The sequence below is a fragment of the Acidovorax sp. JG5 genome (assembly GCF_017939685.1).
GTDB lineage: Bacteria > Pseudomonadota > Gammaproteobacteria > Burkholderiales > Burkholderiaceae_C > Acidovorax.
This window is the reverse complement of sequence record NZ_JAGKSE010000028.1, coordinates 1-25,090: the sequence shown is the minus strand read 5'-3', so window position 1 is coordinate 25,090 and position 25,090 is coordinate 1. Positions and strand designations below refer to the sequence as shown.

At 58.1% G+C, this 25,090-nt stretch carries 23 protein-coding genes; 13 read left to right on the top strand and 10 right to left on the bottom strand.

Going from position 1 to position 25,090, the window contains the following annotated elements:
* Positions 1-18: 18 nt before the first annotated feature.
* The gene (locus J8G26_RS17335) at positions 19-609 is read right to left on the bottom strand and encodes a MarR family transcriptional regulator (RefSeq protein WP_086911713.1); all 591 of its coding nucleotides are present in this window, start codon (positions 607-609) and stop codon (positions 19-21) included.
* 265 nt (positions 610-874) lie between these two features.
* Between J8G26_RS17335 and J8G26_RS17330 the strand changes: the two genes are divergently transcribed.
* The 9 genes from J8G26_RS17330 (at position 875) to J8G26_RS17290 (ending at position 13,619) form a co-directional block, all read left to right on the top strand.
* Complete coding sequence (locus tag J8G26_RS17330; RefSeq protein ID WP_210570467.1) at positions 875-1,783, top strand: VOC family protein; 909 nt, start codon at positions 875-877, stop codon at positions 1,781-1,783.
* Positions 1,784-1,858: 75 nt separating this feature from the next.
* The gene (locus J8G26_RS17325) at positions 1,859-3,394 is read left to right on the top strand and encodes an aldehyde dehydrogenase family protein (protein ID WP_013801316.1); all 1,536 of its coding nucleotides are present in this window, start codon (positions 1,859-1,861) and stop codon (positions 3,392-3,394) included.
* A gap of 63 nt (positions 3,395-3,457) precedes the next feature.
* On the top strand, positions 3,458-5,170 hold the full coding sequence (locus J8G26_RS17320) for a DUF1302 family protein (protein ID WP_349238338.1): 1,713 nt from the start codon (positions 3,458-3,460) through the stop codon (positions 5,168-5,170).
* 20 nt (positions 5,171-5,190) lie between these two features.
* On the top strand, positions 5,191-6,543 hold the full coding sequence (locus tag J8G26_RS17315) for a DUF1329 domain-containing protein (RefSeq protein WP_349238337.1): 1,353 nt from the start codon (positions 5,191-5,193) through the stop codon (positions 6,541-6,543).
* Positions 6,544-6,678: 135 nt separating this feature from the next.
* Positions 6,679-7,767: a YCF48-related protein gene (locus J8G26_RS17310; RefSeq protein WP_086911717.1), complete on the top strand. Its 1,089-nt coding sequence runs from the start codon at positions 6,679-6,681 to the stop codon at positions 7,765-7,767.
* A 5-nt stretch (positions 7,768-7,772) separates the two neighbouring features.
* Positions 7,773-10,166 carry an MMPL family transporter gene (locus J8G26_RS17305; RefSeq protein ID WP_210570465.1) on the top strand — a complete coding sequence of 798 codons (2,394 nt, stop codon included), beginning with the start codon at positions 7,773-7,775 and terminating at the stop codon, positions 10,164-10,166.
* Between the two features lie 212 nt (positions 10,167-10,378).
* The gene (locus J8G26_RS17300) at positions 10,379-11,377 is read left to right on the top strand and encodes a dihydrodipicolinate synthase family protein (protein ID WP_013801321.1); all 999 of its coding nucleotides are present in this window, start codon (positions 10,379-10,381) and stop codon (positions 11,375-11,377) included.
* A 217-nt stretch (positions 11,378-11,594) separates the two neighbouring features.
* Positions 11,595-12,410 carry a sulfite exporter TauE/SafE family protein gene (locus tag J8G26_RS17295; protein WP_086913979.1) on the top strand — a complete coding sequence of 272 codons (816 nt, stop codon included), beginning with the start codon at positions 11,595-11,597 and terminating at the stop codon, positions 12,408-12,410.
* A gap of 90 nt (positions 12,411-12,500) precedes the next feature.
* Positions 12,501-13,619 (top strand): IS630 family transposase, encoded by a 1,119-nt coding sequence (locus J8G26_RS17290; RefSeq protein WP_210570464.1) that lies wholly within the window; start codon positions 12,501-12,503, stop codon positions 13,617-13,619.
* 68 nt (positions 13,620-13,687) lie between these two features.
* Here the strand turns inward: J8G26_RS17290 and J8G26_RS17285 are convergent, their stop codons facing one another.
* The 9 genes from J8G26_RS17285 to J8G26_RS17245 all read right to left on the bottom strand — a co-directional run bounded on the left by J8G26_RS17285 (position 13,688) and on the right by J8G26_RS17245 (position 21,332).
* A complete protein-coding gene (locus tag J8G26_RS17285) occupies positions 13,688-14,029 on the bottom strand; it encodes a DUF4405 domain-containing protein (protein ID WP_086911721.1) in 342 nt (113 codons plus the stop codon).
* Between the two features lie 109 nt (positions 14,030-14,138).
* Positions 14,139-15,194 (bottom strand): 4-hydroxy-2-oxovalerate aldolase, encoded by a 1,056-nt coding sequence (gene dmpG, locus J8G26_RS17280; protein WP_086911722.1) that lies wholly within the window; start codon positions 15,192-15,194, stop codon positions 14,139-14,141.
* A 13-nt stretch (positions 15,195-15,207) separates the two neighbouring features.
* A complete protein-coding gene (locus J8G26_RS17275; RefSeq protein ID WP_086911723.1) occupies positions 15,208-16,149 on the bottom strand; it encodes an acetaldehyde dehydrogenase (acetylating) in 942 nt (313 codons plus the stop codon).
* A gap of 11 nt (positions 16,150-16,160) precedes the next feature.
* Complete coding sequence (locus J8G26_RS17270) at positions 16,161-16,952, bottom strand: fumarylacetoacetate hydrolase family protein (RefSeq protein WP_086926850.1); 792 nt, start codon at positions 16,950-16,952, stop codon at positions 16,161-16,163.
* Between the two features lie 38 nt (positions 16,953-16,990).
* Positions 16,991-18,019 carry an amidohydrolase family protein gene (locus J8G26_RS17265; RefSeq protein ID WP_349238339.1) on the bottom strand — a complete coding sequence of 343 codons (1,029 nt, stop codon included), beginning with the start codon at positions 18,017-18,019 and terminating at the stop codon, positions 16,991-16,993.
* The gene (locus J8G26_RS17260) at positions 18,016-18,351 is read right to left on the bottom strand and encodes a non-heme iron oxygenase ferredoxin subunit (protein ID WP_210570459.1); all 336 of its coding nucleotides are present in this window, start codon (positions 18,349-18,351) and stop codon (positions 18,016-18,018) included. Before J8G26_RS17260 ends, J8G26_RS17265 begins: the two co-directional genes overlap by 4 nt.
* 23 nt (positions 18,352-18,374) lie before the next feature.
* Positions 18,375-19,595 (bottom strand): FAD-dependent oxidoreductase, encoded by a 1,221-nt coding sequence (locus J8G26_RS17255; RefSeq protein ID WP_210570457.1) that lies wholly within the window; start codon positions 19,593-19,595, stop codon positions 18,375-18,377.
* A gap of 8 nt (positions 19,596-19,603) precedes the next feature.
* Positions 19,604-20,674: a hypothetical protein gene (locus J8G26_RS17250; RefSeq protein ID WP_210570456.1), complete on the bottom strand. Its 1,071-nt coding sequence runs from the start codon at positions 20,672-20,674 to the stop codon at positions 19,604-19,606.
* 31 nt (positions 20,675-20,705) lie between these two features.
* Positions 20,706-21,332, bottom strand: a complete 627-nt coding sequence (locus tag J8G26_RS17245) for a MarR family transcriptional regulator (protein WP_210570455.1) — start codon at positions 21,330-21,332, stop codon at positions 20,706-20,708.
* Between the two features lie 130 nt (positions 21,333-21,462).
* Here J8G26_RS17245 and J8G26_RS17240 point away from each other — a divergent pair, with 130 nt between their 5' ends.
* The 4 genes from J8G26_RS17240 to J8G26_RS17225 form a co-directional block, all read left to right on the top strand.
* Positions 21,463-22,779 (top strand): aromatic ring-hydroxylating dioxygenase subunit alpha, encoded by a 1,317-nt coding sequence (locus J8G26_RS17240; RefSeq protein ID WP_210570454.1) that lies wholly within the window; start codon positions 21,463-21,465, stop codon positions 22,777-22,779.
* An 11-nt stretch (positions 22,780-22,790) separates the two neighbouring features.
* On the top strand, positions 22,791-23,288 hold the full coding sequence (locus J8G26_RS17235; RefSeq protein WP_157896433.1) for an aromatic-ring-hydroxylating dioxygenase subunit beta: 498 nt from the start codon (positions 22,791-22,793) through the stop codon (positions 23,286-23,288).
* Positions 23,289-23,318: 30 nt separating this feature from the next.
* On the top strand, positions 23,319-24,149 hold the full coding sequence (locus J8G26_RS17230) for an alpha/beta hydrolase (protein ID WP_086911732.1): 831 nt from the start codon (positions 23,319-23,321) through the stop codon (positions 24,147-24,149).
* Between the two features lie 16 nt (positions 24,150-24,165).
* Positions 24,166-25,090, top strand: a 925-nt coding sequence (locus J8G26_RS17225; RefSeq protein WP_210570453.1) for a 4-hydroxythreonine-4-phosphate dehydrogenase PdxA, incomplete at its 3' end; no start/stop codon positions are given.

Sequence of the window (25,090 nt, the reverse complement as noted above, 5' to 3'; positions counted from 1 at the left end):
CTTGACATTCACCGCGTGTCAGGCTTTGCGCTTTCTGATCGATGAGGCTATTTGTTGCGCTTCTATGCGAGGTCCTCTACCGTCGACGGCAGTCCGTTTGGTTTCCGTGGCCTGCCTTTCTTCCTCCCGAAGATGGAGCTTGGTCGGAGATTCTTTGACTGCAGATTGCAACTCAAACTGCGCGATTGCATCGGCGGCGGCGCTGCGCACTGTGCCCAACATAGTCTTCAGCAATATCTCCTGCGCTTGCGTGAGTCCGCCCAGCAGGATCGAGTTGGCCTCGCCTGCGGCACGCAACAGAGGCGTTTTCAACTTGAGTGCTTTATCGGTGAGGTAGATGCGCAGCTTGCGTCGGTCAAGCGTATCCCTCTGGAAGTGGACAAGGCCCTCTTTCTCCATAGAACGCAGCATTTCAAGCGTCGAAGGCTGCGTTGTGCCAAGTCGGTTCGCCAGTTCTCTCTGTGTCACGCCGTCCGCCTCAAAGAGTGCACGCAGCACGTACCAGCTACCACCACGAATACCGAGTTGGGCAATGCCAGGGTAGAGCAGCCGCTTGACGTGGCGAGCCGTGTCAGAGATAAGAAAACCGAGGCTGCTGTCCAAGTTCATTGGAAAAACTCGTTCTGCGGGGGGGGGGGGGCAACTTTGAGGGGATGCGTTTATTTGTCACTTGAGGGGCGTGCTAGTGAAGTAAGAAGCAGGATCATATGACGATTCTTTGCTCTCGAATCGCTAGGGAAAATACCAATAGGAACCTAACTAATTTTAGGCTCTAATAACAGAAATCATATTCGTAGCCGTGGCTGAGTTGCACATAAGTGTTCATAGCTATGCTGCTGGGTCTGTATCCTTAATCTTTGTAAAAGGAGTTTTTATGGCAAACGTAACTGAACTGGGTTACTTGGGGATTTCCGTGAGCGATGCTGCTGCATGGAAGAACTACGCGACCGAGGTGATGGGTATGCAACTGGTCGACGAAGGTGAGGCTGATCGTTTCTATCTGCGCATGGACCTCTGGCATCACCGCATTGTGGTGCATACCGGTGGTGACGATGACCTTGCCTATGTCGGCTGGCGAGTAGCGGGTGCTCAAGAACTGGAGCAGATGGCTGCCAAATTGACGGCTGCAGGTATTGAGGTTCGTCGCGGCACCGAGGCAGAAGCTGCAGAGCGCCGTGTTCTGGGTCTGCTGAAGTTGCAGGATCCTGCTGGCAATGCGCACGAAATTTTTTACTCGCCACTGGTGGATGGGCACAAGCCATTCCACCCAGGACGTCCGATGTTTGGGGGCTTCAAAACGGGTGATCAGGGTGTTGGTCACATCATCCTGCGATCCGTAGACCCGGAGGCGACGATGCGCTTCTTTGCGGTGCTTGGGGTTACTGGAAGCTCTGACTACCTTTTGAAGTTGACAGATGGCACCCCGGTTCGGATTCCTTTCTTGAAATGCAATAACCGTGAGCATTCCGTGGCCTTGATGTTCGGTCCGATGCCCAAGCGTGCGAATCACCTGATGGTTGAATACCAGGACATGCGGGACTTGGGGCAGACGTTGGACAAGGTGCATAAGCATGGTATCGACATTGCTGTGCAATTGGGCGTGCATAGCAATGACGGAGCGCTGAGTTTCTATGCGGCCAATCCGTCTGGTTGGTTGTGGGAGCCCGGTTGGAGTGGGGTATGCGCACCGGCTCAGCAGGAGCACTTTCGCTGTGACGTTTTTGGGCATGACCTCGATAAAGCGCAATACGTCGGTGGCGTTAATTTTCGCAGCGAAGATTGACACGAATTTACTCACTTCCAGCGGGAGTGAGTTTCAGGGAATAAGGTCATTAAGGATCGAAGTAAGGAGATTGCTATGGGTGAAGAAATGAAGACTGAATCGAAAAAACCGGATTCTGCTCGCAGTGAGCTTGCTATGAAGTACTTCCAGGCGGAGTATGGCCATTTCATCAATGGTGAATGGGTCGGTGGATCCAGCAGCGAAAAAATCGCGATGATTAACCCTGCCAATCTGGAGGTGCTGTCCTATATCCAGTCAGGCAACGCTGAGGATGTAAACCGTGCCGTGGAGGCCGCCACACAGGCTTTCCCGAAATGGTCTCGCAGCACACCCAGTGAGCGTCAGGCTGCGCTCTATGAAATGGCGCGTCGCCTGCGCGCACGGGCCAATGATTACGCCGCGATGTTGTCGCTCGACAATGGCAAGCCTATCATGGAGGCGCTGCATATCGATATCCCAGCCACGATTGGGCAGTTTGAGTTGTTTGCTGGTGCTGCATTTGGTTTGCATGGGCAGACCATAGACGCGACACAAGGTGTGGCGATTATTCACCGCGAGCCGCTTGGTGTCGTGGCACAGATCATTCCCTGGAACGTGCCCCTTGTCATGATGGCGACAAAGATTGCGCCTGCTCTCGCTGCGGGCAATACCATTGTGCTGAAGCCGGCCGAGTCGGTCTGTTTGGCGGTCATGGAGTTCATCCGTGAGATGGCTGACCTGCTGCCGCCAGGCGTGCTGAACGTCATTACCGGCTACGGGCCAAATGTCGGTGAAGCGCTTGTGACCCACCCGAATGTCCGCAAGGTAGCGTTCACCGGCTCACGCCCGACCGCGCAAAAACTGATGCAATATGCCTCCGTCAATGTGATTCCTCAAACGCTGGAGTTGGGTGGAAAATCGGCCAACATTATTTGCGCGGACGCTGACATGGATGCAGCGGCAGAGTCCGCAGCCATGAGCATCGTGGTGAACAAGGGCGAAATTTGCTTTGCCGCGACACGCCACTTCGTCCATGAGTCAGTGATGGATGCATTTGTGGAGAAGGTTCAAAACATTCTTCGCAAGATTCGTGTTGGCGACCCTATGATCCCTTCGACGCAAATGGGGCCTCAGGCCTCCAGGATGCAGTTCGACAAGGTTCTTGGTTACCTCGATATCGGGCGCAATGAGGGTGCGACAACGGCGATGGGGGGTAAGCGCGCAACGGTGAGCGGATTTGAGCAAGGCTACTTTATTGAGCCGACCTTGTTTACTGATGTGCGCAACAAAATGCGCATCGCTCAAGAGGAGATTTTTGGGCCGGTCGGTGTGGTCATTCCATGGAAAGACGAGGCTCAAGTCATACGCGAGGCTAACGACACTGAATTTGGTTTGGCGGCTGGTCTCTGGACCAAAAACATCACGCAAGCCCATCGCATGGCGCGCGAGATCGAAGCGGGGACCGTGTGGGTCAACCGCTACTTCAACATGATCCCCAATGTACCGTTCGGTGGCTACAAGCAAAGTGGTTTCGGTCGCGAATTTTCACTCGACGTTCTGAGCCACTACACCCAACTCAAGAGTGTGATCGTTTCCCTGCAAGAAGGACCCATTGGGCTGTTTGACCATTAAAACCTTGGTCATTTTCATTTAGTAGGAAAAAGAATCGCTGCGTTACCGCTGTTTACAAGCAATGTGGCGATCATTCATAACCAAAGAAAGAGAGACGGCAATATGAAGTTCCTAAAATCACGGCGAAAGTACTTGATGCCGTCGGCCCACATTCGTGGCATTGCCGCATTGTGTGGTGGACTCTCCATCGGAGCGACACCTGCCTTGGCTGTTGTGCTTGACACAGGAAATCCTGACTTGAATCTCCGCTGGGACAATACCATCAAGTACAGCGCTGCGCGGCGTCTTGACGAGCCATCATCTGTTCTGATCTCGAATCCAAACAACGACGACGGCGACCGAAATTTTGGCAAAGGACTCATTTCCAGTCGCTTTGACTTGCTGTCGGAATTGGACTTCATCTATAAGAAGAACATGGGTTTTCGCATCAGTGCGGCTGCTTGGAACGATTCTGTTTATGGCCGTTCCAACGCCAACCCGGGTTTTCCCGGTGGCGCGTTCCCGAGCCAGACCTCGGTTCCCTACAACCAATTCACTGCCGGCACGCGAGATGTTCATGGCAGTGGCAGTGAGGTACTGGATGCTTTCGTCTTTGGTAAATTTGACCTGTTCGAGCGGAGCGCCTCGGTTCGTGCCGGTCGGCACTCGGTGCTTTGGGGCGAAAGCCTGTTTTTTGGTGCCAATGCCATTGCCGGTGCCCAAATGCCGGTGGATGCGGTCAAGCTTGTTTCCGTACCCGGTACGCCTTTTAAGGAAGGGATTCGTCCCGTCCCTATGGTTTCGGGGCAAGTACAGATCACCCCAGATGTCTCGGTTGGGGCCTACATACAGGTAGCTTCATCCAGAAGTCGTCTGCCCGCTGCAGGTAGCTATTTCTCCAACACGGATTACGCTGTCGATGGCGCTGAAAACATGTTTTTTGGGCCTGGTGCACCCAGCCCACGATTTTCCGATATGAAGGCCAAGGATTCTGGACAGGGGGGGGTGCAGCTGAAGGTGAAAGGTGGTGATATCGACTATGGTTTCTATCTGATTCAGTTTCACAACAAAATGCCACAAATCGTGCCGAAGCTTGGAATGACTCCGGTCGGGCCGGCTCCGGTGGGCCATTACATCGCGTATCAAGAAAAAATTAAGGCTTTTGGTGCCAGTGCCAGCAAGACCTTTGGCGATTACAACGTTGCAGCTGAGCTGTCTTTTCGCGATAACCAAGACTTGGCGAGTACGCAGGGTTTCGACACGAGCGCGCTCGCGCCGGTCGCAAATAATAACTCAAGCAATCCAGCCTATGCAGTCGGCCGCACGGCCCACTTGAATATCTCGGTGTTAGGCTCCGTGCCGCGTACTCCTCTCTGGGGAGAAGCTACGATTGCTGGCGAAATTGCTTGGAACCGTGTGCTGAAAATCACCAAAAACGCGACCGCCGCGGATCCAAATGCAACACGCGATGGTGTCGCGATGCGAGTCGTCTTTGAGCCGAAGTACCGGCAAGTCCTGCCAGGATTGGATCTAGGTGTGCCTATCGGCATCGGCTACGCGCCAAAAGGCTCCCGGCCATTGGCAATGACACCCAACGCCTGGATCCCTGAAGGGGGAGGGGATATCAGCATAGGACTAAATGGGACTTACCTGGATTCTTGGAACTTTGGTTTGAACTACACCCACTATTACGGTACAGCCCGCACGTTTAACACGGGAGCTAACCAAGCGTTCGGCTGGGGTCAAACCCTTCGGGATCGAGATTTCATCTCGTTCACCGCTCGTTACACATTCTGATTGGAAAAAAAATGAAATTTATGATCAAACCCATTTCCACGATCATTGCTTACGCATTTTTGGCTGGAGTAGCTCTTGCTGAGGTTTCAGCCGATGAAGCCGCTGCGCTGAAATCCACTTTGACACCCATGGGTGCTGAAAAAGCTGGCAATAAAGACGGTTCGATTCCCGCATGGACTGGTGGCTACACCACACCGACGCCCGGCTACAAAAAAGGTGGCCGCCGTCCAGACCCTTTCGCTTCCGACAAGCCTTTGTACAGTATCACTGCAAAGAATATGGCGCAATATGCAGACAAATTGACGGATGGCACAAAGGCGATGCTGCAGAAATACCCGGACACTTTCAGGGTTGATGTATATCCTTCAAAGCGCACTTATGTCGCGCCGCAATGGTTTTATGACAAGACGTTTGAAAACGCCACAAAGGTAAAGCTGTCGGGTCTCGATAATCCCTATGCTGTGGGGGCCTTGGGTGGCATTCCGTTCCCCATTCCGAAGAATGGTGCTGAGGTGATGGTGAACCATCAGCTTTCCTATAAGCTCGAACAAGTTTACGAAAGGGCGAAGAACTTCACTGTGAACAGCAGCGGTCAGGCTGTCTTGGTTTCACATTATGAAAATTACTTTACTTTCCCTTACAACACCAAGGGTGTAAATGTTGAGGATGGTCAGTGGTGGTACAAAGTCCGTTCGACCAATATCGGTCCGGCCATCCGAGCCGGTGAAGCGGTCATGCAGCACTTCAATGTCAATGAAGATAAAACACTGGGGTGGATTTACCTCACAGGGCAACGTCGCGTGCGCAAGATGCCGAACGCCTGCTGTGATACGCAGCTCTCGTTTGCTGCTGGTATCCTCAATTTCGATGAGCTAATCGTGTTTGAAGGCGACATGAGCCGCTTTGACTGGAAACTGGTCGGCAAGAAAGAAATACTGGTGCCTTACAACAGCAACCGCACAATGGTGCCAAGCAAGACTGCGGATGTGATCACGGGAGCCCACCTCAACCCTGATCATGTGCGTTGGGAATTGCATAGGGTTTGGGTTGTAGACGCCACATTGAAGCCAGGTAAGCGTCATGTGTCACCTAAAAGTCGTTACTACATTGATGAAGACAGTTGGTATGCCTTGCTTGGAGATCGCTGGGATGCGCAAGGAAAATTGGCGCGCACAATGTATCTCTTGCCCGTTGTGGCGCCGGATGTACCCGCTTTCATACGCAGCAGTTTCGGTCTCTATGATCTGATAGGTGGCAACTCTTACTTGGGTAGCCTGTACAACGATGAGTCGGTGCAGATTCGCGTTGAGGAGAAACCATTCCCCGCATCAACCTATTCGCCAGATTCGATGGCTAGTGAAGGTATTCGGTAAAGCTAAAAAGCTTAAGGGCGACGTGTTACATCTGGTGGATCGACCTTCGGTTGGTCGCTCCACTGTTGGCAATGGTGAGCCCGTGAGGCTGATGGAATCCGGATTTGGTTGAGTTGTTTATGTGGTGGAATTCTGATGAAAAAATTTAAGAAAGAGCGCTTTGACATCGGGCGACGCCGCGCCCTGTGCTTTGTAGCTACTGTGCCGCTGGTCAGCATGGAGGCGGTCTGGGCTAACCCCGTGCTTGATGCCTTGCGTCGTCCTGCGTTTGTAGCGCCGCACGTGAGGGGGGGCGTCTTGCTTGATGTTGCCAAGTCTGGCAAACGCATTGTCGCGGTCGGGGAGCGCGGTGCTGTTTTGTTCTCGGATGATGTTGGTGCCACATGGCAGCAGGCGAGTGTGCCAGTCAGTGTCACGCTGACCGCCGTCAACTTTGTAGACGAAAAGTATGGTTGGGTCACAGGTCACTCAGGTGTTGTGCTCGCAACCTCAGACGGCGGTGGAACCTGGCGGCTTCAGCTGGAAGGAAAGAGAGCCGCGGATCTATGGCGTGCAGAAGCGTCGGCAGGATCAAAGAACGACGATGACAGCGACAAGCGTTTGCAGGAGGCTCAACGCTTGGTGTCGGACGGCCCTGATAAGCCCTTCCTGGACGTGCACTTTTTCGATCGAAAGCGAGGTTTTGTGATTGGGGCCTATGGGCTTATTTTTGCAACCGCAGACGGTGGTGAAACCTGGTCGCCCTGGATGGATCGCTTGGACAATCCGAAGGCCCTGCACTTTAACGCGCTTGCGGTGCAGGGACAGCGCATTCTGATAGTCGGCGAGCAAGGGTTGCTGTTGCAATCCGTCGATGGAGGAAAAACCTTCGTCCGACTGAGCTCCCCTTACCCGGGCAGCTGGTTCGCCGTGGCTGCGTTGCCCGACGGCAAGTGGTTGCTGGCTGGTCTGAAGGGCAATATCTATACGTATAGCCCTGCCGGTTTCAGCCAGTGCGAGGTGCCCATTCCTGTCACGATTGGCTGTCTCTCGCTGATGCATGACGGTAGTGTGCTCGCCCTTAACCAGGCCGGGCAGGCATTGATCAGTCGTGATTCAGGGGGAAGATGGACGTCTGTTTCATGGCCGCCAGGCCCACCGTTGACTGCCGTTGTCGAACTTGATGGCAGTCGTCTGCTTGCCAGCAGCTTGCGTGGTGTTCGTGAACTTCCTTTTCCTAAGTGACCCTCATGTCAGTCGTTAACCAAACAGTCTCAAAGGATGAGCGAACACCTTTGACCGACTTCGATCCACGGTCAGGTTCAGCTATTGAACGGGCTCTTTTCAATCACCGCCAGCTGATCCTCCTTTTCTGCGCGGTGCTGACGGTCGTGCTCGGCTGGAGTGCCAGTAATCTGCGTGTCAACGCGAGCTTTGAGAAGATCATCCCCAGGAGCCATCCCTACATCCAAAACTTCTTCGCTCATCGTCAAGAGCTGGGAGGTCTTGGCAACGCTGTGCGCATCGCCGTCGCCACAACAGGTGAGTCCATCTATGACCCAAACTATCTAAAGGTACTTCAGCAGTTAAGCGACGAGGCCTTTTTGCTCCCTGGCGTTGACAGGCGCAATATGAAGTCGCTGTGGACTCCGAATACGCGATGGGTCGGCGTCACCGAGGAGGGCATGGATGGCGGTCCAGTCATCCCGGATGGCTACGACGGGTCGCCTACAAGCCTTGCCACGGTGCGTTTGAACATCGAGCGCAGCAACGAGATCGGTCAACTGGTCGCGTTGGATCAACGTTCTTCAATCGTCTATCTGCCCTTGTTGTCAAAAGACGCGAACGGTGTTCCGCTGGATTACGCTGATGTTTCTGATGCGCTGGAGACGCTCAGGGTCAAATATCAGAGTGATGGGATCAGTATTCACATCACCGGATTCGCGAAGGTCATGGGTGACCTGATTGAGGGTATTTGGCAGATGCTAGGATTCTTCGTCGCTGCCGTGCTCATCACGACGGCCATGCTCTATGCCTACACGCGTTGCGTGCGCAGTGCAGTGCTGGTTGTCAGTTGTTCGCTGGTTGCCGTGCTGTGGCAACTGGGGTTGATGCCCTTGTTGGGCTACGAGTTGGACCCCTACTCCGTGTTGGTTCCGTTCCTTGTCTTTGCGATCGGCATGAGTCATGGTGCTCAGAAAATGAATGGCATCATGCAGGATATAGGGCGTGGTGCGAATAGCTTGGTTGCTGCGCGCTACACTTTCAGGCGCCTTTTTCTTGCGGGACTGACTGCGCTGCTGTGCGATGCCGTTGGCTTCGGCGTCTTGATGGTGATCGATATTGAGGCGATCCGAGATCTGGCTTTCATTGCCAGCCTTGGCGTTGCAGTATTGGTCTTCACCAACCTGATACTGTTGCCGATACTGCTGAGTTATGTGGGCGTAAGTCCAGGAGCTGCTCAACTCAGTCTGAAGGAAGAGTTGGCGAACCAACGGAGCGGGGCACGACATCCGTTATGGAGACTGTTGGACTTGTTCACCCAGCGACGCTGGGCGGCAGGCGCCGTTGCGGTCTCACTGCTCCTTGGTACAGGTGGACTCGTGGTTGCGCAGCGCTTGAAGATCGGTGATTTGGAGTCTGGTGCACCTGAGTTGCGTGCCGACAGTCGCTATAACCGTGACAACACTTACATGACCGCACACTATGGAGCCAGCAGCGATGCCTTTGCAGTGATGGTCAAGACGCCAGACGGCGAGTGCAGCCAATATGACACCTTGATGAGGGTTGATGCGCTGGAGTGGAAAATGCGTGCTTTGCCGGGGGTGGAGGACACGAACTCTTTGGCATTACTGAGTCGGCGTGTGTTAGCAGGGTTGAATGAAGGCAGTACCAAGTGGTATGAGTTGATCAACAGCCAGTCGATGCTCAACACGATCACTTCCGGGGCACCCCGCGGCCTTTACAACGATACCTGCAGCTTGTTGACGCTGACGGCCTACCTGAAGGACCATAAAGCCGACACACTAACTTCCCTCGTCAACGAGGTGGAGGGCTTTGCCAAGGAAAACAACACTGAGCAAGTCCAGTTTCTTCTCGCCGCCGGCAATTCCGGCATTGATGCGGCGACGAACATTGTCGTCAGGGATGCGAACCGCGAGATGCTGTTTTGGGTCTACGGCGCGGTGATCGTTCTGTGTGCTATCACCTTCCGCTCTTGGCGTGCGGTGCTGTGTGCTGTGTTGCCGCTGATTCTGACCTCGGTGCTGTGCGAGGCTTTGATGGTAGCGCTGAACATTGGTGTGAAAGTGGCTACATTGCCCGTGATCGCATTGGGGGTGGGCATCGGGGTGGACTATGCGCTCTACGTCATGAGCATTCTTCTGGCGAGATTGAAGGTTGGCGATAGCCTCTCCGAGGCTTACTACCAATCGTTGCTCTTCACGGGAAAGGTTGTACTCCTGACTGGTGTCACGCTTGCCTTGTGCGTTGTCACCTGGGTGGTTAGTCCCATCAAGTTTCAGGCTGATATGGGACTCTTGCTCGCCTTTATGTTTGTGGGCAACATGATCGGAGCACTGGTGTTGCTGCCCGCGCTCGCACATTTTTTATTAAAACCAATGGTTTTGAAGCCCATCAATTGACGTAAGGCGTTGAAGTTTAACGAGGCGGGCTTGGAAGTGTCCGCCTCACGTCAAGCCAAATCCCGGATGGTTCATTGAGTTGGGGTAAAACGACCGTCAGTCGGTCGGGCAAGATGAGTATGTGATGATTGATGTCTTTGGGCTTTCACAAGATGCCTGAGAATATTATTTGTGGCGGTTTTTAGAATTTTCTTAAATACAAAGGATAAGTTATGGGTAAGTCAGGACTGTTGAATGCATCGGATATTCATGGAGTATGGTCAATTCTTCCGACACCATCCAAACCGGATGCGAGTGACTGGCGTGCGACTAACACCGTTGATCTGGATGAGACTGCCCGCGCCGTTGAAGGCCTTATCGCGGCTGGCGCGAACGGGATTCTGAGCATGGGTACTTTGGGTGAGTGTGAATCGCTAACCTGGGAGGAAAAGAAAGTCTTCATGCAAACCATCGTGGAGACCGCGAGAGGAAGGGTTCCAGTGTTCGTTGGCACCACAACGCTTAATACCCGCGACACGATCGAGCAGACAAGGTACGCCCACTCCATTGGGGCCGACGGAACAATGTTGGGAATACCAATGTGGTGCAATCCCTGCGTTGATATGGCTGTTCAGTACTACAAAGATGTCGCCGAAGCTGTTCCAGAGATGAATATCGCTATCTACGCGAATACCGAGGCTTTCAAATTTGATTTTCCCCGCGCGTTCTGGGCTCGGGTTTCAGAGATTCGGCAAGTCGTTGCAGCGAAATATATCGGTATCGAGTTCCTGCTGCAGGATCTACATCTGACCAAGCACCGCATGAAGCTGCTGCCGCTCGACTACCAATACTATGCTGCGGCACGTATGGATGACTTCGTTGATGCCTTCTGGTCCAGCGGTACCGTGTGCGGGCCATTGGTTTCGACGACGCTTCGCGACAAGGTCATCGCAGCTCGGCGAACCAAAGACTGGACCGATGCCCACGCATTTCAGGGTCGACTTGTGAAAACAGCTGCGCCATTTCCCGAAGATAGCTTCAAGACCTTTTCTATTTACAACGTTGCGCTGGAAAAAGGCCGAATCGATGCTGCAGGCTGGATGAACGCCGGCCCCGTTCGCCCACCTTATAACGACATCTGCCCAGCCAGCTATCTTGACTCCTGGAAAGCCTCAGGGCAACGGTGGGCCGAATTGCACAAGCAACTTGAAACGGAATCTTCGGGGAAATAGTCGAATGCTTGAGAGAAAGGGCAAAGACGATCGACTTTCACTTCGATTTCATGAGTCCTTTCAGCCACCAGGCTAACTGTAACGGCGGTTTATGTCTATGTCGGCCATGAATCCTTCAGGTTCGAGTGTCTTCGGTCTTTCCGGCTTCGAACAGCACCCGGGTCACCCCTTTTTAATGGGCTGCAGCGGCGAGTCCTACCAAACACGTCAACCACAAATGAATCTCGAATCTCTGCTAATCCTTGAACTTGCCGCACTGGGCATCGGTACCGGTTTTCTTGCGGGCTTGCTGGGCATTGGTGGCGGTATGACGCTGGTGCCGTTCATCACCATCATCTTGTCAAGCCGCGGTGTGTCGCCCGATTTGGCGGTGAAAATGGCCATCGCAACCTCCATGGCCATCATCATTTTTACATCCCTTTCGAGCGTTCGGGCCCACAATAAACGGGGTGCCGTGCGCTGGGACATCGTCAAACGGCTGGCTCCCGGCATTGTCGTAGGTAGCCTCATTGGCAGCTTGGGGGTGTTCGCGCTGCTCAAAGGCGCTTACCTGGCCATTTTCTTCGGCCTGTTCGTGATTTTTTCGGCAACACAGATGTTGCTTGACAAAAAAACCAAACCCAGACGCCAAATGCCTGGTACGGCGGGTCAGTTGGCGGCGGGCGGAGCTATTGGCTTTATTTCGGGCTTGGTTGGTGTAGGCGGCGGCACTATCAGCGTGCCCTTCATGACTCGGTGCAACGTGGCGATTCACAGCGCCGTGGCCACTTCTGCAGCGCTTGGAATTCCGATTGCCGTTACAAACGTGCTGGGCTACGTGATCGGCGGGCGAAACGTGCAGGACTTGCCGGTGGGCTCGTTCGGCTACATCTGGTTGCCGGCGTTGGGCATAATTGCCGTGTGCAGCTTCCTCGCCGCGCCGCTGGGCGCCCGGGTGGTACACAGCATTCCCGTAGACAAGCTCAAATTGGTGTTTGCCGGCAGTTTTTACTTACTCGCGGCCTATATGCTCTACAAGGGTCTCAGCACCTGAGTGAGGCTGAGCCTCCTAGTACATTGACACGAAAATAACGGCACATGATTACACTACGAATGTCGCCATTCGGCATAACGAGGAGTGGTCATGCGTCAGACGGAGCTGAACTTGAGCGAGGAGGAGCGCTCGACGATCGAAGCCATTCGCAGCAAAGGGGTGCATCAGGCGCGCGAGGTCAATCGAGCCCATGTGCTGTCATGCCTGGACCGCGACATTCCCGAATCTCAGATCATGGCAGTGCTTGGCATTGGCCGCACCGCCGTGTGGCGTGCTCGCGCCGCCTACTTGCAAGGCGGGGTGGAGCTGGCGGTGTTCGACGTGCAGCGCTCAGGACGCCCGCGCCAATACGACACCAACGCCGAGGCGAGTGTGATCGCCTTGGCCTGCTCAGCCCCGCCCAAGGGACGCCAGCGCTGGACCATGGTCGAGCTCGAACGGTGCCGCCCGCCAGGAGCCTGGCATGCAATCCGTGAGCCGGGAAACCGTTCGACGCATGCTCAAAAAAACTATTTCTCTTGTTCCTGGCACCGGGTAATGTGGTGCATTGGGGCGTTGACCGAGGAGTACCGTGCTCGGATGTATGTCCCGCTCGAACTGTACGCGCGACCAATATCCAAAGCCGAGCCGGTCATTTGCATCGACGAGAAAAGCCTGCAACTTATCGCCCATAGCCGACCTCCATTGGCCATGGCGGCGAGCAGCCCAACCAAGCATGGCTACGAGTACGTACGCAACGGCACCACCAATCTGTTCGTGGCTGTCGAGCCCAAGGCGGGACAGCGAATCGTATCTGTCACCGAGCGTCGAGGAAAGGTTGACTTCGTCGCCTTCATCAAAGAATTGCTCACTGGCGTATACGCCAAGGCACGACGAATTCACTTGGTGCTCGATAACCTGAACACGCACTTCAGAAAGTGCTTTGACGACGTGCTTGGCACGCGTGCGGCCGCCAAGCTCCTGCATCGGGTGGAGTTTCACTACACCCCGAAGCACGCGAGCTGGCTGAAGATGACAGAAATCGAGATTGGCATTCTCAGTCGCCAATGCCTGGATCGGCGCATTGCCAATCGTGAATTACTCGAATCCGAGGTTGCTGCCTGGCAGCAAGCCCGCAACGAGGAAGAGCGAACTATCGAGTGGCACTTTACTCGACAGGATGCCGACAAAAAGATGGGTCGACATTATGTTTCTCAACTTTCGTGTTGATGTACTAGAGCGGCTAATATTGTAATGCAAGACCTGACCCCAACACCACTAGCGAAATTTGCCTGGCATTATTTTTTCTGTTCGGCTGCCGCTGCAGCTGAGTCCATTTGCTGTGCCAGGTCGTCCGGTAGTTTGTTGTTGATGGCAACGGCGTAGAGCAGCACCAAGGCAACCACCAGCACGCCGCCGAAGATCGCCGCTTTGTGATTTTGCAAGTGAGCCTTTAAACCGCGAAAATTGAACCAGATATGAATGGAGGCGGCCACCACCATGACCAGGCCGAACAGCTTATGTACAGGGTGCATCTGGATGGTGAAAGAGGGTTTTTCAATGACAAACATCAATAGCCCGGATGTTGCCATGGCCAGGAAAGATACAGCCAGTGCGATAGCGGATAGTTTTCTTAACATGTGAAAGTCCTCTGGGGTTAACAGTAAACACGGGGGTAACACGGTGGCTACTAGCTGTCGTAGAGGATGCGGTTGGCGTAGACCAGCGTTTCCACCAGGGCCTCAGTCTTCATCCCGCCTGGCTCATCACCGGCTGGGCATGCTGGCGCTCATGCTCCTGCGCCTTGAGCAGGTCCAATGCGACGTCGACGATCATGTCTTCCTGGCCGCCCACCATGCGGCGCCGGCCCAGTTCCACCAAGATGTCGACCGCCTTCAGACCGTACTTCTTCGCTGCCACTTCTGAGTGGCGCAGGAAGCTGCTGTAGACCCCCGCATAACCCAGCGCCAGTGTCTCGCGGTCCACGCGCACAGGGCGGTCCTGCAGCGGTCGCACGGTGTCGTCGGCCGCATCCATCAGTTTGTACAAGTCACAGCCATGGTTCCAACCCAAGCGGGTGGCGGCGGCAATGAACACTTCCAGCGGGGCGTTGCCCGCTCCTGCGCCCATGCCGGCCAAGCTGGCGTCCACGCGGTCACAGCCTTCTTCGACGGCGACGATGGAGTTGGCCACACCCAGGCTCAGGTTGTGGTGGGCGTGCATACCGGTCTGGGTTTCGGGCTTCAAGGTGTCCTTGAAGGCGCGGAAACGGTCGCGCACGTCGTTCATGCTCAGAGCGCCGCCGGAGTCGACAACGTAGCAGACGGTGGCGCCGTAGCTCTCCATCAGCTTGGCCTGTTCGGCCAGGCCCTTGGGGGTCTGCATGTGGCTCATCATCAGGAAGCCAACGGCTTCCATACCCAGGTGGCGGGCATATTCGATGTGCTGTCTGGAGACATCGGCCTCCGTACAGTGGGTTGCCACACGCACGATGCGGGCGCCGGCGTCATAGGCCGCCTTCAGGTCGTGGACGGTGCCGATGCCGGGAAGCAGCAGGGTGGCGATTTTGGCATGCTTGACGACGCTGGCCACGGCTTCGATCCACTCGACGTCGGAGTGGGCACCGAAGCCGTAGTTGAAGCTGCCGCCTTGCAGGCCATCGCCGTGGGCGACTTCAATGGAGTCCACCTTGGCGTCGTCCAGAGCTTTGGCGATTTGCTTGGCTTGCTCGACGCTGTACTGGTGGCGGATGGCGTGGCTGCCGTCGCGCAGGGTGACGTCGGAGATGTAGATTTTTTTGTCCATGTCAGTTTCTCCTTCAGGCGGCGAGCATGCGAAGAGCCATGTGCTCGGCGGTGCGCAGGCCGGCGCTGGTCATGATGTCCAGGTTGCCGGCGTAGGCGGGCAGGTAGTGGGCAGCACCTTCGACTTCCAGGAAGATGGAGGTCTTCAAGCCGCTCATGCGGGGGCCGACACCGGGGATGTTGATGGGGTGGCTGGGCTCGATGCGGTCGAACTGCACCTTTTGTTTCAGGCGGTAGCCGGGCACGTAGGCCTGGACGGCGGCGGCCATGCGCTCGACCGATTCGGCGATAGCGTCTTCTGAAGCGAAGTCACTTAGGGTGTAGACGGTGTCGCGCATGATGAGCGGCGGCTCAGCGGGGTTCAGCACGATGATGGCCTTGCCTTTGGACGCGCCACCCACTACTTCAATCGCCTTGGAGGTGGTTTCGGTGAATTCGTCGATGTTGGCGCGCGTGCCGGGGCCGGCGCTCTTGCTGGAGATGGAGGCGACGATTTCGCCGTAGTGCACTTTGGCAACACGGTTGACAGCTGCCACCATCGGAATGGTGGCCTGGCCGCCGCAGGTGACCATGTTGACGTTCAATGCGTCGAGGTGGTCTTCACCATTGACGATCGGGATGCAATACGGGCCGATGGCTGCGGGCGTCAGGTCGATCATGCGGATGCCGGGCTTGAGGCTGCGCAAGAAAGCGTCGTTCTTGATATGGGCACCGGCGCTGGTGGCGTCGAACACGAAGTCGATGTCGGCAAAGATGGGCAGGCGCGTCAGACCTTCTACGCCTTCGTGGGTGGTGGCCACACCCATGCGGGCGGCGCGTGCCAGACCATCGGAGGTCGGATCAATACCGACCATGGCTCCCATTTCAATGTTAATGCCGTGGCGCAGGATCTTGATCATCAAGTCCGTGCCGATGTTGCCACTGCCGATGATGGCAGCCTTGAGTTTCTTGCTCATATTTTCTACCTTCAAACCATGCGGCACGAAACACTGCCCAGCGCGCCGATCTGCGCCCGGACCACGTCGCCTGCGACCACGGGCACCATGGGGCCCAAAGCGCCAGAGAGAATGACCTGACCGACCTTGAGGCTCTGGCCCCGTTCAGCCATGGTGCAGGCGAGCCAGTAAGCCGCGCGCAGCGGGTGGCCCAGGCAGGCCGCACCGGTACCCACCGACACGGTCTGGCCGTTCTTGGTCATGGTCATGCCTAGCTCGCCCAGCGAGACTTGGCCCATAGGAAGCGGCTGGTCTCCCAGTACGTACAAGCCGCAGGATGCGTTGTCGGCGACGGTGTCAACGAGCGTGATCTTCCAGTCGGCAATTGCGCTGTCGACGATCTCGATGGCGGGCAGCGCGTAGGCCACGGCGGCCAAGAATTCAGCGTAGCTCGGTGCCGGGCCGGTGAGGTCGCGGCCCATGACAAAAGCCACTTCTGCTTCGACCTTGGGTTGCAGCAGGCGCGCCATGGGCACGTCCTGGCCACTCAAGACTTCCATGTCGCCGAACAGCACGCCGAAGTCGGGTTGATCGACGCCCAGCTGCTGCTGCACGGCCTTGGAGGTCAGGCCAACCTTCATGCCGACAATGCGCCGGCCTGCGGCCAGCTGCGCCTGGGTATTGAGTTCGGCCACGGCGTAGGCGACGTCCAGTCCGGCAATGCCGTGGCTGGTGCTGATGGGGGCGATGGGCGTGCGCGTGACTCTGGCCTGCAGCAGTGCTGACGCCGCTGCTGTGATCGCAGGGTTGTTGTGTGTACTCATGTCATCCTTTTAAAACGGTGCGTTGGAATACGTGGCGGTCACTCTGCCCAGGGCTTGACGATGCTCAGCCAGCGCAGTGCGTTGTCACGCCGGAGTTGGCGTTGCGTGGCTTCATCCAGCCCCAGCGCGGCAATGCGCGTGGCAGGCTCGCGGTCCATGATGGCAAAGGGGTAGTCCGAACCGGCCATCACCTGCGTGGGGCCGTAGACGTCCAACAGGTAGTCGATGGCCGCGCCGTCGTACACCAGGTCGTCGTAGAACATCTGCCGCGCGAGGTCGCGTGGCGACTGAGCCATGCACTGATGCACAGGAGCCATGTGCTCCCAGGCGTGTTGCAGGCGGGGCAGTATCATGGGCAAGGCGCCACCGCCATGACTGAAGGCCACGCGCAGGCGGGGATGGCGCAGCAAGGTGCCCGATGTCATCAGCGAGGCCGCGGCCAGGCCCACCTCGCCGGGAAAGGCCAGCACCTGCTCAAGCAGCGGCGGCCCGACCAAACGGTCCATGCCGCAGGGGCGCAGGGCATGCACGAAAATGGCCGCGCCCAGCGATTCGGCAGCCGCAAAGAAAGGTTCGAAATCGGGATGCCCGATCGGTTTGCCATTGATATTGCTGCCCACCTCCACCCCGGCCAAGCCGAGGTCGCACACCAGGCGATCGAGTTCCCGCATGGCCAGATCCACATCCTGCAATGGCACCGCGCCCAACCCGGTGAAGCGTTGCGGCCGCGACTGCACCAGCAGCGCGAGCTCATCGTTCATGAACCGCGTCAGCGCCAGCGCATCGTCGGCGTGCAGCCAGTACGACAGAAGCTCGGGCATGGGCGAAACCACCTGATGCGCTACGGCGGTGCGGGCCATGTCGGCCTCGCGGCGTTCCGCGTCCCAAGAAGAATCGGGCACGGTTCGATAGACGCGTCCATCGATCATCACATGCCGCTGGCAAGCCGACTCGGCCGGCACCATGGAGGGCCAAGGCACGCCCTTTCGTCGACCCAGAAACGCCGGAAAATGATCTGGAACCCAGTGAGTATGGGCGTCGATCAGCCCACAGGCACACGCGCTCACGTGGCGTCGCACGCGGCTGCTTCGGCCGACAGCCAAACCTGGCCGTCGCGCACTTCCACCGGGTAGGTCTTGAGTGCACGCACGCAGGGCGCAGAGGTGGCCGCGCCGGTCCTCACATCGAAGGCGCCCAGGTGTAGGCCGCACTCCACCGTATGGCCCTCCAGGCTGCCTTCATCGGCCAGCGAGGCGTCGCCATGGGTGCAGCGGTCATCGGTGGCATAGACATTGCCGTCGACATGATAGATGGCAATGCGGCGACCGTTTTCCAGGAAAGCGCTACCTATGGTGCCATTGCACAGATCGTTGAGCGGGCAAAGGGCGGTGGCGTGCATGGGGTTTCTCCTTCGGGCCGGCTTCAGGCCGACTGGGCTTGTTGAACGAATTGCCTAAGGTTGGCATCGGGTGCGGCCAGCACCTCGGGCGCCAGGGTGCTGCCGGCCGCAAGCAGGCGGCGCAGCAGGTTGAAGTCGCGTGCGGCGTTGATGGCACTAACACCGCACAAGCGGCCCGCCTTCCATTGCAGCAGCACGAAGCTGCCGCTGGCGGGGTCGCCACGCAGGGCATGGGTGTCGCCCTCTGTCAGGCCAGCACACTGTAGGCGCAGACTGCCCTGATCGGACCAGTACCAAGGCGGTTCGTCGTAGGGTTTGGCAGTTGCAGGCTCGACCAGCGCAGCGGCCAATGCCGCAGCCTGGCCCTGGGCGTTGGACCAGGTCTCCATGCGCTCCAGCCGCCCACTCAGCGGATGGACCTGACGCGTGACATCGCCCACGGCAAACACGCCAGCCACATTGGTGCGACACCAGCCATCGACAAAGATGCCGTCGTCAGCGGCGATGCCAGCAGCCACGGCCAAACCGTCGTTAGCCAACACGCCTATACCTACCACCACGACATCGGCCTGCAGGACTTGGCCATCGTCCAGCAGCGCGAGGCCGTTGTCTTCCACCGATACGACGGTGCGGCCGAGGTGGATGTCAACCCCCTGGCTGCGATGGTGCTGCAGCAGGTGCTCGGCAATCAGCGCGGGCGCACTGCGCCCCATCAGACGCGGCCCTGCCTCCACTACGGTGGCGTGACAGCCCAGTTGCTGCGCCATGGCGGCCAACTCCAACCCTATGGGACCACCGCCCACCACCAGCAGACGTGTGGCGGCGCCCAGGCGCTGGCGCAACGCGCGCGCATCATCCAGGGTCCGCAGACTCATCACCCGTGGCGAAGTGGCCAACGCGGGCAGCATGCGTGGCCGCGTGCCGGTGGCAAGCACCAGACGGTCCCAGGGCAGACGCCGGCCATCCTGCAGTTGTACCATGCGCTGCTCTAGGTCCAGCGCCACGGCCGGGCAGCCGCTGAGCAATTGCACCTCTGGCAAGGGCTCGGGCGAGAGGCGCAATGCAGCCTCATCGCCGTCGATCAGGAATTGCTTGGACAGCGGCGGCCGGTCGTAGGGCGCATGGGCCTCTTCGCCAAGCAGCGTGACAGGCCCGACATGGCCGAGCTTGCGCAGGCCACTGGCCACACCGAAGCCGGCCAGCCCTGCGCCCACAATCACCACGCGGTCGTTATGTGTTTCCATGGCACTCATCAGGCAGGCTGGTAAATGGCAAATACCTTGTTGGAGTTGAACACGTGGGTCTCCACGAAGTTGCTCCACGACAAGGAGGCGCCAAGTTCGCCCATGGCGCCCAGCAACGGGCACCAATTGAGCAATTCCTGCTGGCCAGCGTTCTCGAAGTCTTCGGTGGTGTTGCCACGCCAGACACCGTGGTTCTGCTCCACCAGCGCACGGTAAAGCACGCGGTCGCTGGGCGTGTCGGGACACAGACGTGACGTGCGGTCGCACAAGAAGGCGTGGGACCAGCTCGACGAAGCGATCAATGCCACACGCCAAGGGGAGTCACGCAAGATGCGTGCGGTGGCCGCGCCCATGTCCATGCAGCGCGCGGGCGATGGACCCGGAGGGTCAAGGTCGAGCTTGTCATCGACGTTGGTGAGGAAGCCGCGGGCCGAAATAACCTTGCGACCGTAGCAATTGATGGGCACAGTGAGGGTCGGGTAGTCCCAGCCTTTGCGGTCGTAATCGAGATAGAGGATGGCGTTGGCGAAGGCGTGAGCCAGGCTCTCGTGGTGCAGCGGCTTGTAGGCATAAGCCATGTCGAAGCCGGCGTCAAGCAGGCCGCTGGTCAGGTACTTTCCGATGTCGCGCCGGCCCTTGAGCCGGTAGTGCATGTCTGGCCCTTCACCCCAGGCATTGGCCTTGCCGTTGGCCATCATTGACGAGCCCTGCGCATGGCGCCAGGGGTAGAGATCCATGTCGTCGTACGCACAGACCGTGAACGGCGGAATGATGTCTTCCTTGAAGTTCTCGTACTGGTCGTCGCCCCAGATCAACACCACATCGGGCTTGAAATCGTCGAGCGCTGCACGCACACGTCTGAACTGCTCGACCAACGCCGCACGGTGAACCGCGGCTGCCGCCACGCCCTGGTCGTCGCCCCATTCGGCCTGCATCGCCGGTGCCCAGTTCTGGGCCAGCTTGCGCTCGGCCGGTATGCCGGGGTCTTTGAGCGTCATGCGCAGTATGCCGGCCATCTGCGCGTCGGGTGTGGATAAAGGGGGGTAGTGGGACAGCCCCAGCCCTAGGATTTCTGCCATGTGTTGTCTCCAGTCGTTAATCTTGTGTGATCTACCCGTGAGATGCATGCGCGCCCGATATAGCCCGCTCAGGTGATCTTTTGGCTTTCTTGCCTGCGCGCTCGCGAACGCTCGTCGACTGCTGCGCGGCATCAATGGACAGCACCATCTGCTTGAGCAAGGCCACGAGTTGCAGACGCTGCTCACGAGACAGGCCACCCATGAGGTGCTCCATGCGACGCCAGTGGGCGGGCAGGTGCTCGGCCAGAAACGCTTCGCCCTCAGGGGTGAGCACCGCTAGCAGCGAGCGCTGGTCCGACACGTTGAGCTCCCTCCGCACCAAGCCACATTCGGCCAGCGTGTTAATGTTGCCCGACAGGTTGTTGGGCTTGACCACCAGCATGGACGCCAAGGCCCCCATGGTGGCAGGCTGCTTCACCCGCTGCAGCGTGGTGAGGATGTTGAACTGCAGCGGTGACACGCCCATGGAGTCGAGCTCATCGGACTGATCGCGATCGAGCACCGCAAACGCCCGGTAAACCGCCAGCAAGACCCACAGCGCCGAGCCATCAAGCTGCTTGTCCAGCGCCGCACTAACAGCGACCTGTTCACTGAGGTAAGGCAAGGGAATCCCCTCCTTCTCGGCTTGCCGCGTCAAGCTCTTGGTTGCTGGTTTCATGAATCACCTTCAAAATTTATTTACTTCATTTTGTGAATAGTTCAAATTATGACATAATTTCTTCTAAGTTGACGCAAGCAAGAGCCACTGTCTGCGACCGACCCACTCACACATTCAGGAGACAGCCGAGATGACACAGACCATTCAATTTCACCCCAGCCGCGCCAGCGGCTCCGACGTGGGCGCCCTGGTGCAGGATGGCCGCGTCCATTCGAGCGCCTTCACCGATGCAGAAATTTTTAAGCTTGAACAAGAACGCATCTTCGAGGGCACCTGGGTCTATATAGGCCACACCTCCGAAGTGCCCAAGCACGGTGACTACCGCGCGCGCCGCATGGGTCGCCAACCGGTTTTGATGATCCGCAACGGCGAAGGCGAAGTGCAGGTGTTGATGAACCGTTGCCGCCACCGTGGCGCGATGGTGTGCGAGGGCGAGGCGGGCAACACCAAGCACCTGCGTTGCTGGTTTCACGGTTGGGTCTACGACGCCAGCGGCAACCTGATGCAGGTGCCGGGCCAGGGCGCCTACGGCCCCGAGTTCGACCAGAAGGCCATGGGCCTGAACAAGCCACCGCGCGTGGAAACCTATCGTGGCTTCGTTTTTGCCAGCCTAAACGCGGATGTTCCCAGCTTGAGCGATCACTTGGGTCCAGCCAAGGCCGTGATCGACCTGATGGTGGACGCCTCCCCCGTGGGCGAACTGCGCGTGGACGCCGGAGTGCACAAGACCGTCTACAAGGGCAACTGGAAACTGGTCGGCATGGACGGCTACCACGTGCACTATGTACATGCGTCGGTGATTGCAGCCTGGAACCGCGACCCGGACTCCGGCATTGCTGCCACCCACCGCGGCGACCCCTTCGATGACGAGTCCGCCAGCCGCACGCGCGACTTGGGACATGGCCATGTGATGCTGGACCTGACCCAGCACCGCATGGGCCACTACGACCAATTCACCGCCATGCTGGAAAAACTGCCCGGTGGCACCGACTACATCGAGACCATGAAGGCCAAGCACGGCGAGGAGCGTTCGCGCCTGCTGATCTCGCTCTCAGGCGATCCGCATGTGGGCATCTACCCCAACCTGCAGCTCATCAACAACCAGATCCGCATCCTCAACCCGATTTCGCCGGAGGAATGCGAAGTGATCATGTTCCCCGTGCTGTTCGAGGGCGTGAGCCCCGAGATCAACGCCTTGCGACTGCGCCAGCACGAGTCCTTCTACGGCCCTGCGGGCTCTGGCTCGCCCGACGATGCCGAGATCTTCGAGCGCGTGCAGAAAGGGATGATGGCCCAGGTCAACCCCTGGCTGGAAATCTCGCGCGGCCTGCACCGCGAAGAACACGGGGCCGATGGCGTTATCACCGGACGCATCTCGGACGAAGTCACGCAACGTGGTCAGATGCGCCAATGGCGCGAACTCATGACCGCCCAAACCGCCCAGTAAGGATCCCAGCAATGAACGCCACCACCACGCACTCGCTCGAATTGGTACACGACATCGAGCATTTCCTCTACCAAGAAGCCGCCTTGGCCGATGAGCACGCCTACAACGACTGGCTGGCGCTGTGGACACCCGAGCTGCTGTACTGGGTACCCTGCAACGCCGACAACATTGACCCGACCAAGAAGGTCTCGCTGATCTTTGACGACCGCCCCCGACTCGAAGAACGCCTGTTCCGCTTGGGCACCAAGCACGCGCACTCGCAGAACCCCCGCTCGCGCCTTTCGCGCATCGTCGGCAATGTGCGGCTGCACAACTTCGACCCCGCCACCGGTGGCGAAGTGAGCTCGCGCTTCAACCTTACCGAGGTGCGCACCGACCGCATCACCGTGTGGGCTGGACGCCAGCACCATGTGCTCGAACGCCACAGCGACACCTGGCTAATGCGCGAGAAGCGGGTCTATCTGGTCAACAATGACAGCGTGCTCGGCAACATGACTTTCATTATCTGAACGCGCAACGACACAAGGAACGAGACCTCCATGACACAAAACAATAACCCCGAGATCGGCCACAGCGTTGAAGCGGCTGGCATACGTACCAACTACCTCGAAGCAGGCAGCGGCGCGCCGCTGGTTCTGCTGCATGGTTCAGGGCCAGGGGTCACGGCCTGGGCCAACTGGCGTCTGGCCATTCCCGAATTCGCCAAGACCCACCGTGTGCTGGCACCTGATTTGGCTGGCTTCGGCTACACCGAGCGCAAGGCCGGCGTGGTCTACAACCTCGACTACTGGGTGCGCCACATCATTGGTTTTCTCGATGCACTGAAGATAGAACAAGCCGATTTTGTTGGCAACTCCTTCGGCGGAGCCCTCACGCTTGCCGTGGCTACGCGCCACCCGGACCGCGTGCGCAAGGTCGTGCTCATGGGCTCTGCGGGCACCGAGTTCACGCTCACCCACGAACTTGACGCAGTGTGGGGATATGAGCCCTCGGTCGAGAACATGCGCACAATCGTGCAGATGTTCGCCTACGACAAGTCGCTGCTGACCGAGGCACTGGTGGCTTCGCGCTACGATGCCAGCATCCGCCCTGGCTTTCACGAGTCGTATTCCAGCCTCTTCCCGGCACCGCGTCAGCGCCACATCGCCGCGCTGGCCACGCCCGAGGACAAGTTGCGTGCGCTGGACAAACCAGTGCTGCTGGTGCATGGCCGCGAGGATCGCGTGATCCCGCTGGACAGCAGCCTGCGCCTGCACCAGTTGCTGCAACGCTCCGAACTGCATGTCTTTGGCCAGTGTGGCCACTGGACGCAGATCGAGAAAAAGGACCGCTTCGTGGGAGTGGTTGAGAACTTTCTGGCTGCCGCCTGAGCGCGCCACGCCAACCATGTCAAAGACATCGAACAAGCCCCTGATCGCCGCCATGATCGGCGACCCAGCGGGCATAGGTCCTGAAGTCTGCGCCAAAGCGCTGGCCAGCGCTGAACTTGACGGCCTTTGTGACAACGTGCTGATCGGCGAGATTGGCGCGGTGCAGCGGGCAGTGCAGGTCTGTGGCATCACCCGCGAGGTACGCCACGTGAGCGCGCCCGAAGAAGCGCGCGGCCAGCGTTTCATCGCCGTGCTCGACCCCGGCGATGTAGTCCCCACCGACTACGCAGTGGGTTCGCCTTCGGCGGCAGCCGGCAAGGCGGTGGTGAACTGGATCGGCCTGGGCCAGCAGCTTGGCCAAATCGGACGCATAGACGGTCTGGTGCTGGCCCCGGTGGACAGCGTCTCGCTCAAGCTCGGTGGCCTGGTGAAGGACATTGATGAACTGCAGCCGCCGGACACCCACATGCTTCGTCTGAACGGCTCGTTGCGAGTGGTCCCCATCACCGAGCACATACGCGTGCGCGATATCGCCGCCACCGTGAAGCAGGCCACCGTGCTCGAACTCATCCGCCGGCTCGACCACCATCTCAGGCGCTGGGGCATGACCGCACCACGCATTGCGGTGGCCGGGCTCAACCCGCATGCCATGTTCGAGGAAGACCGCGAAGAGATCGCGCCCGCCGTCGAGCAGGCCCGCGCCGCCGGCATCGACGCCAGCGGCCCGATCTCGCCCGATGCGGTGTTCCGTCTCAACCTCGAGGGCCGCTACGACGCCGTGGTGACCATGTACCACGACCAGGGCCAGATCGCGGTGAAGACCGCCGCCTTCGCGGGCGCCTGCACGATCTACATGGGCCTGCCCTACGTGATGATCAACGTGCCGCACGGCAGCGCGTTTGACATTGCCGGCCAGGGCAAGGCCCAGCACGACAGCTTGC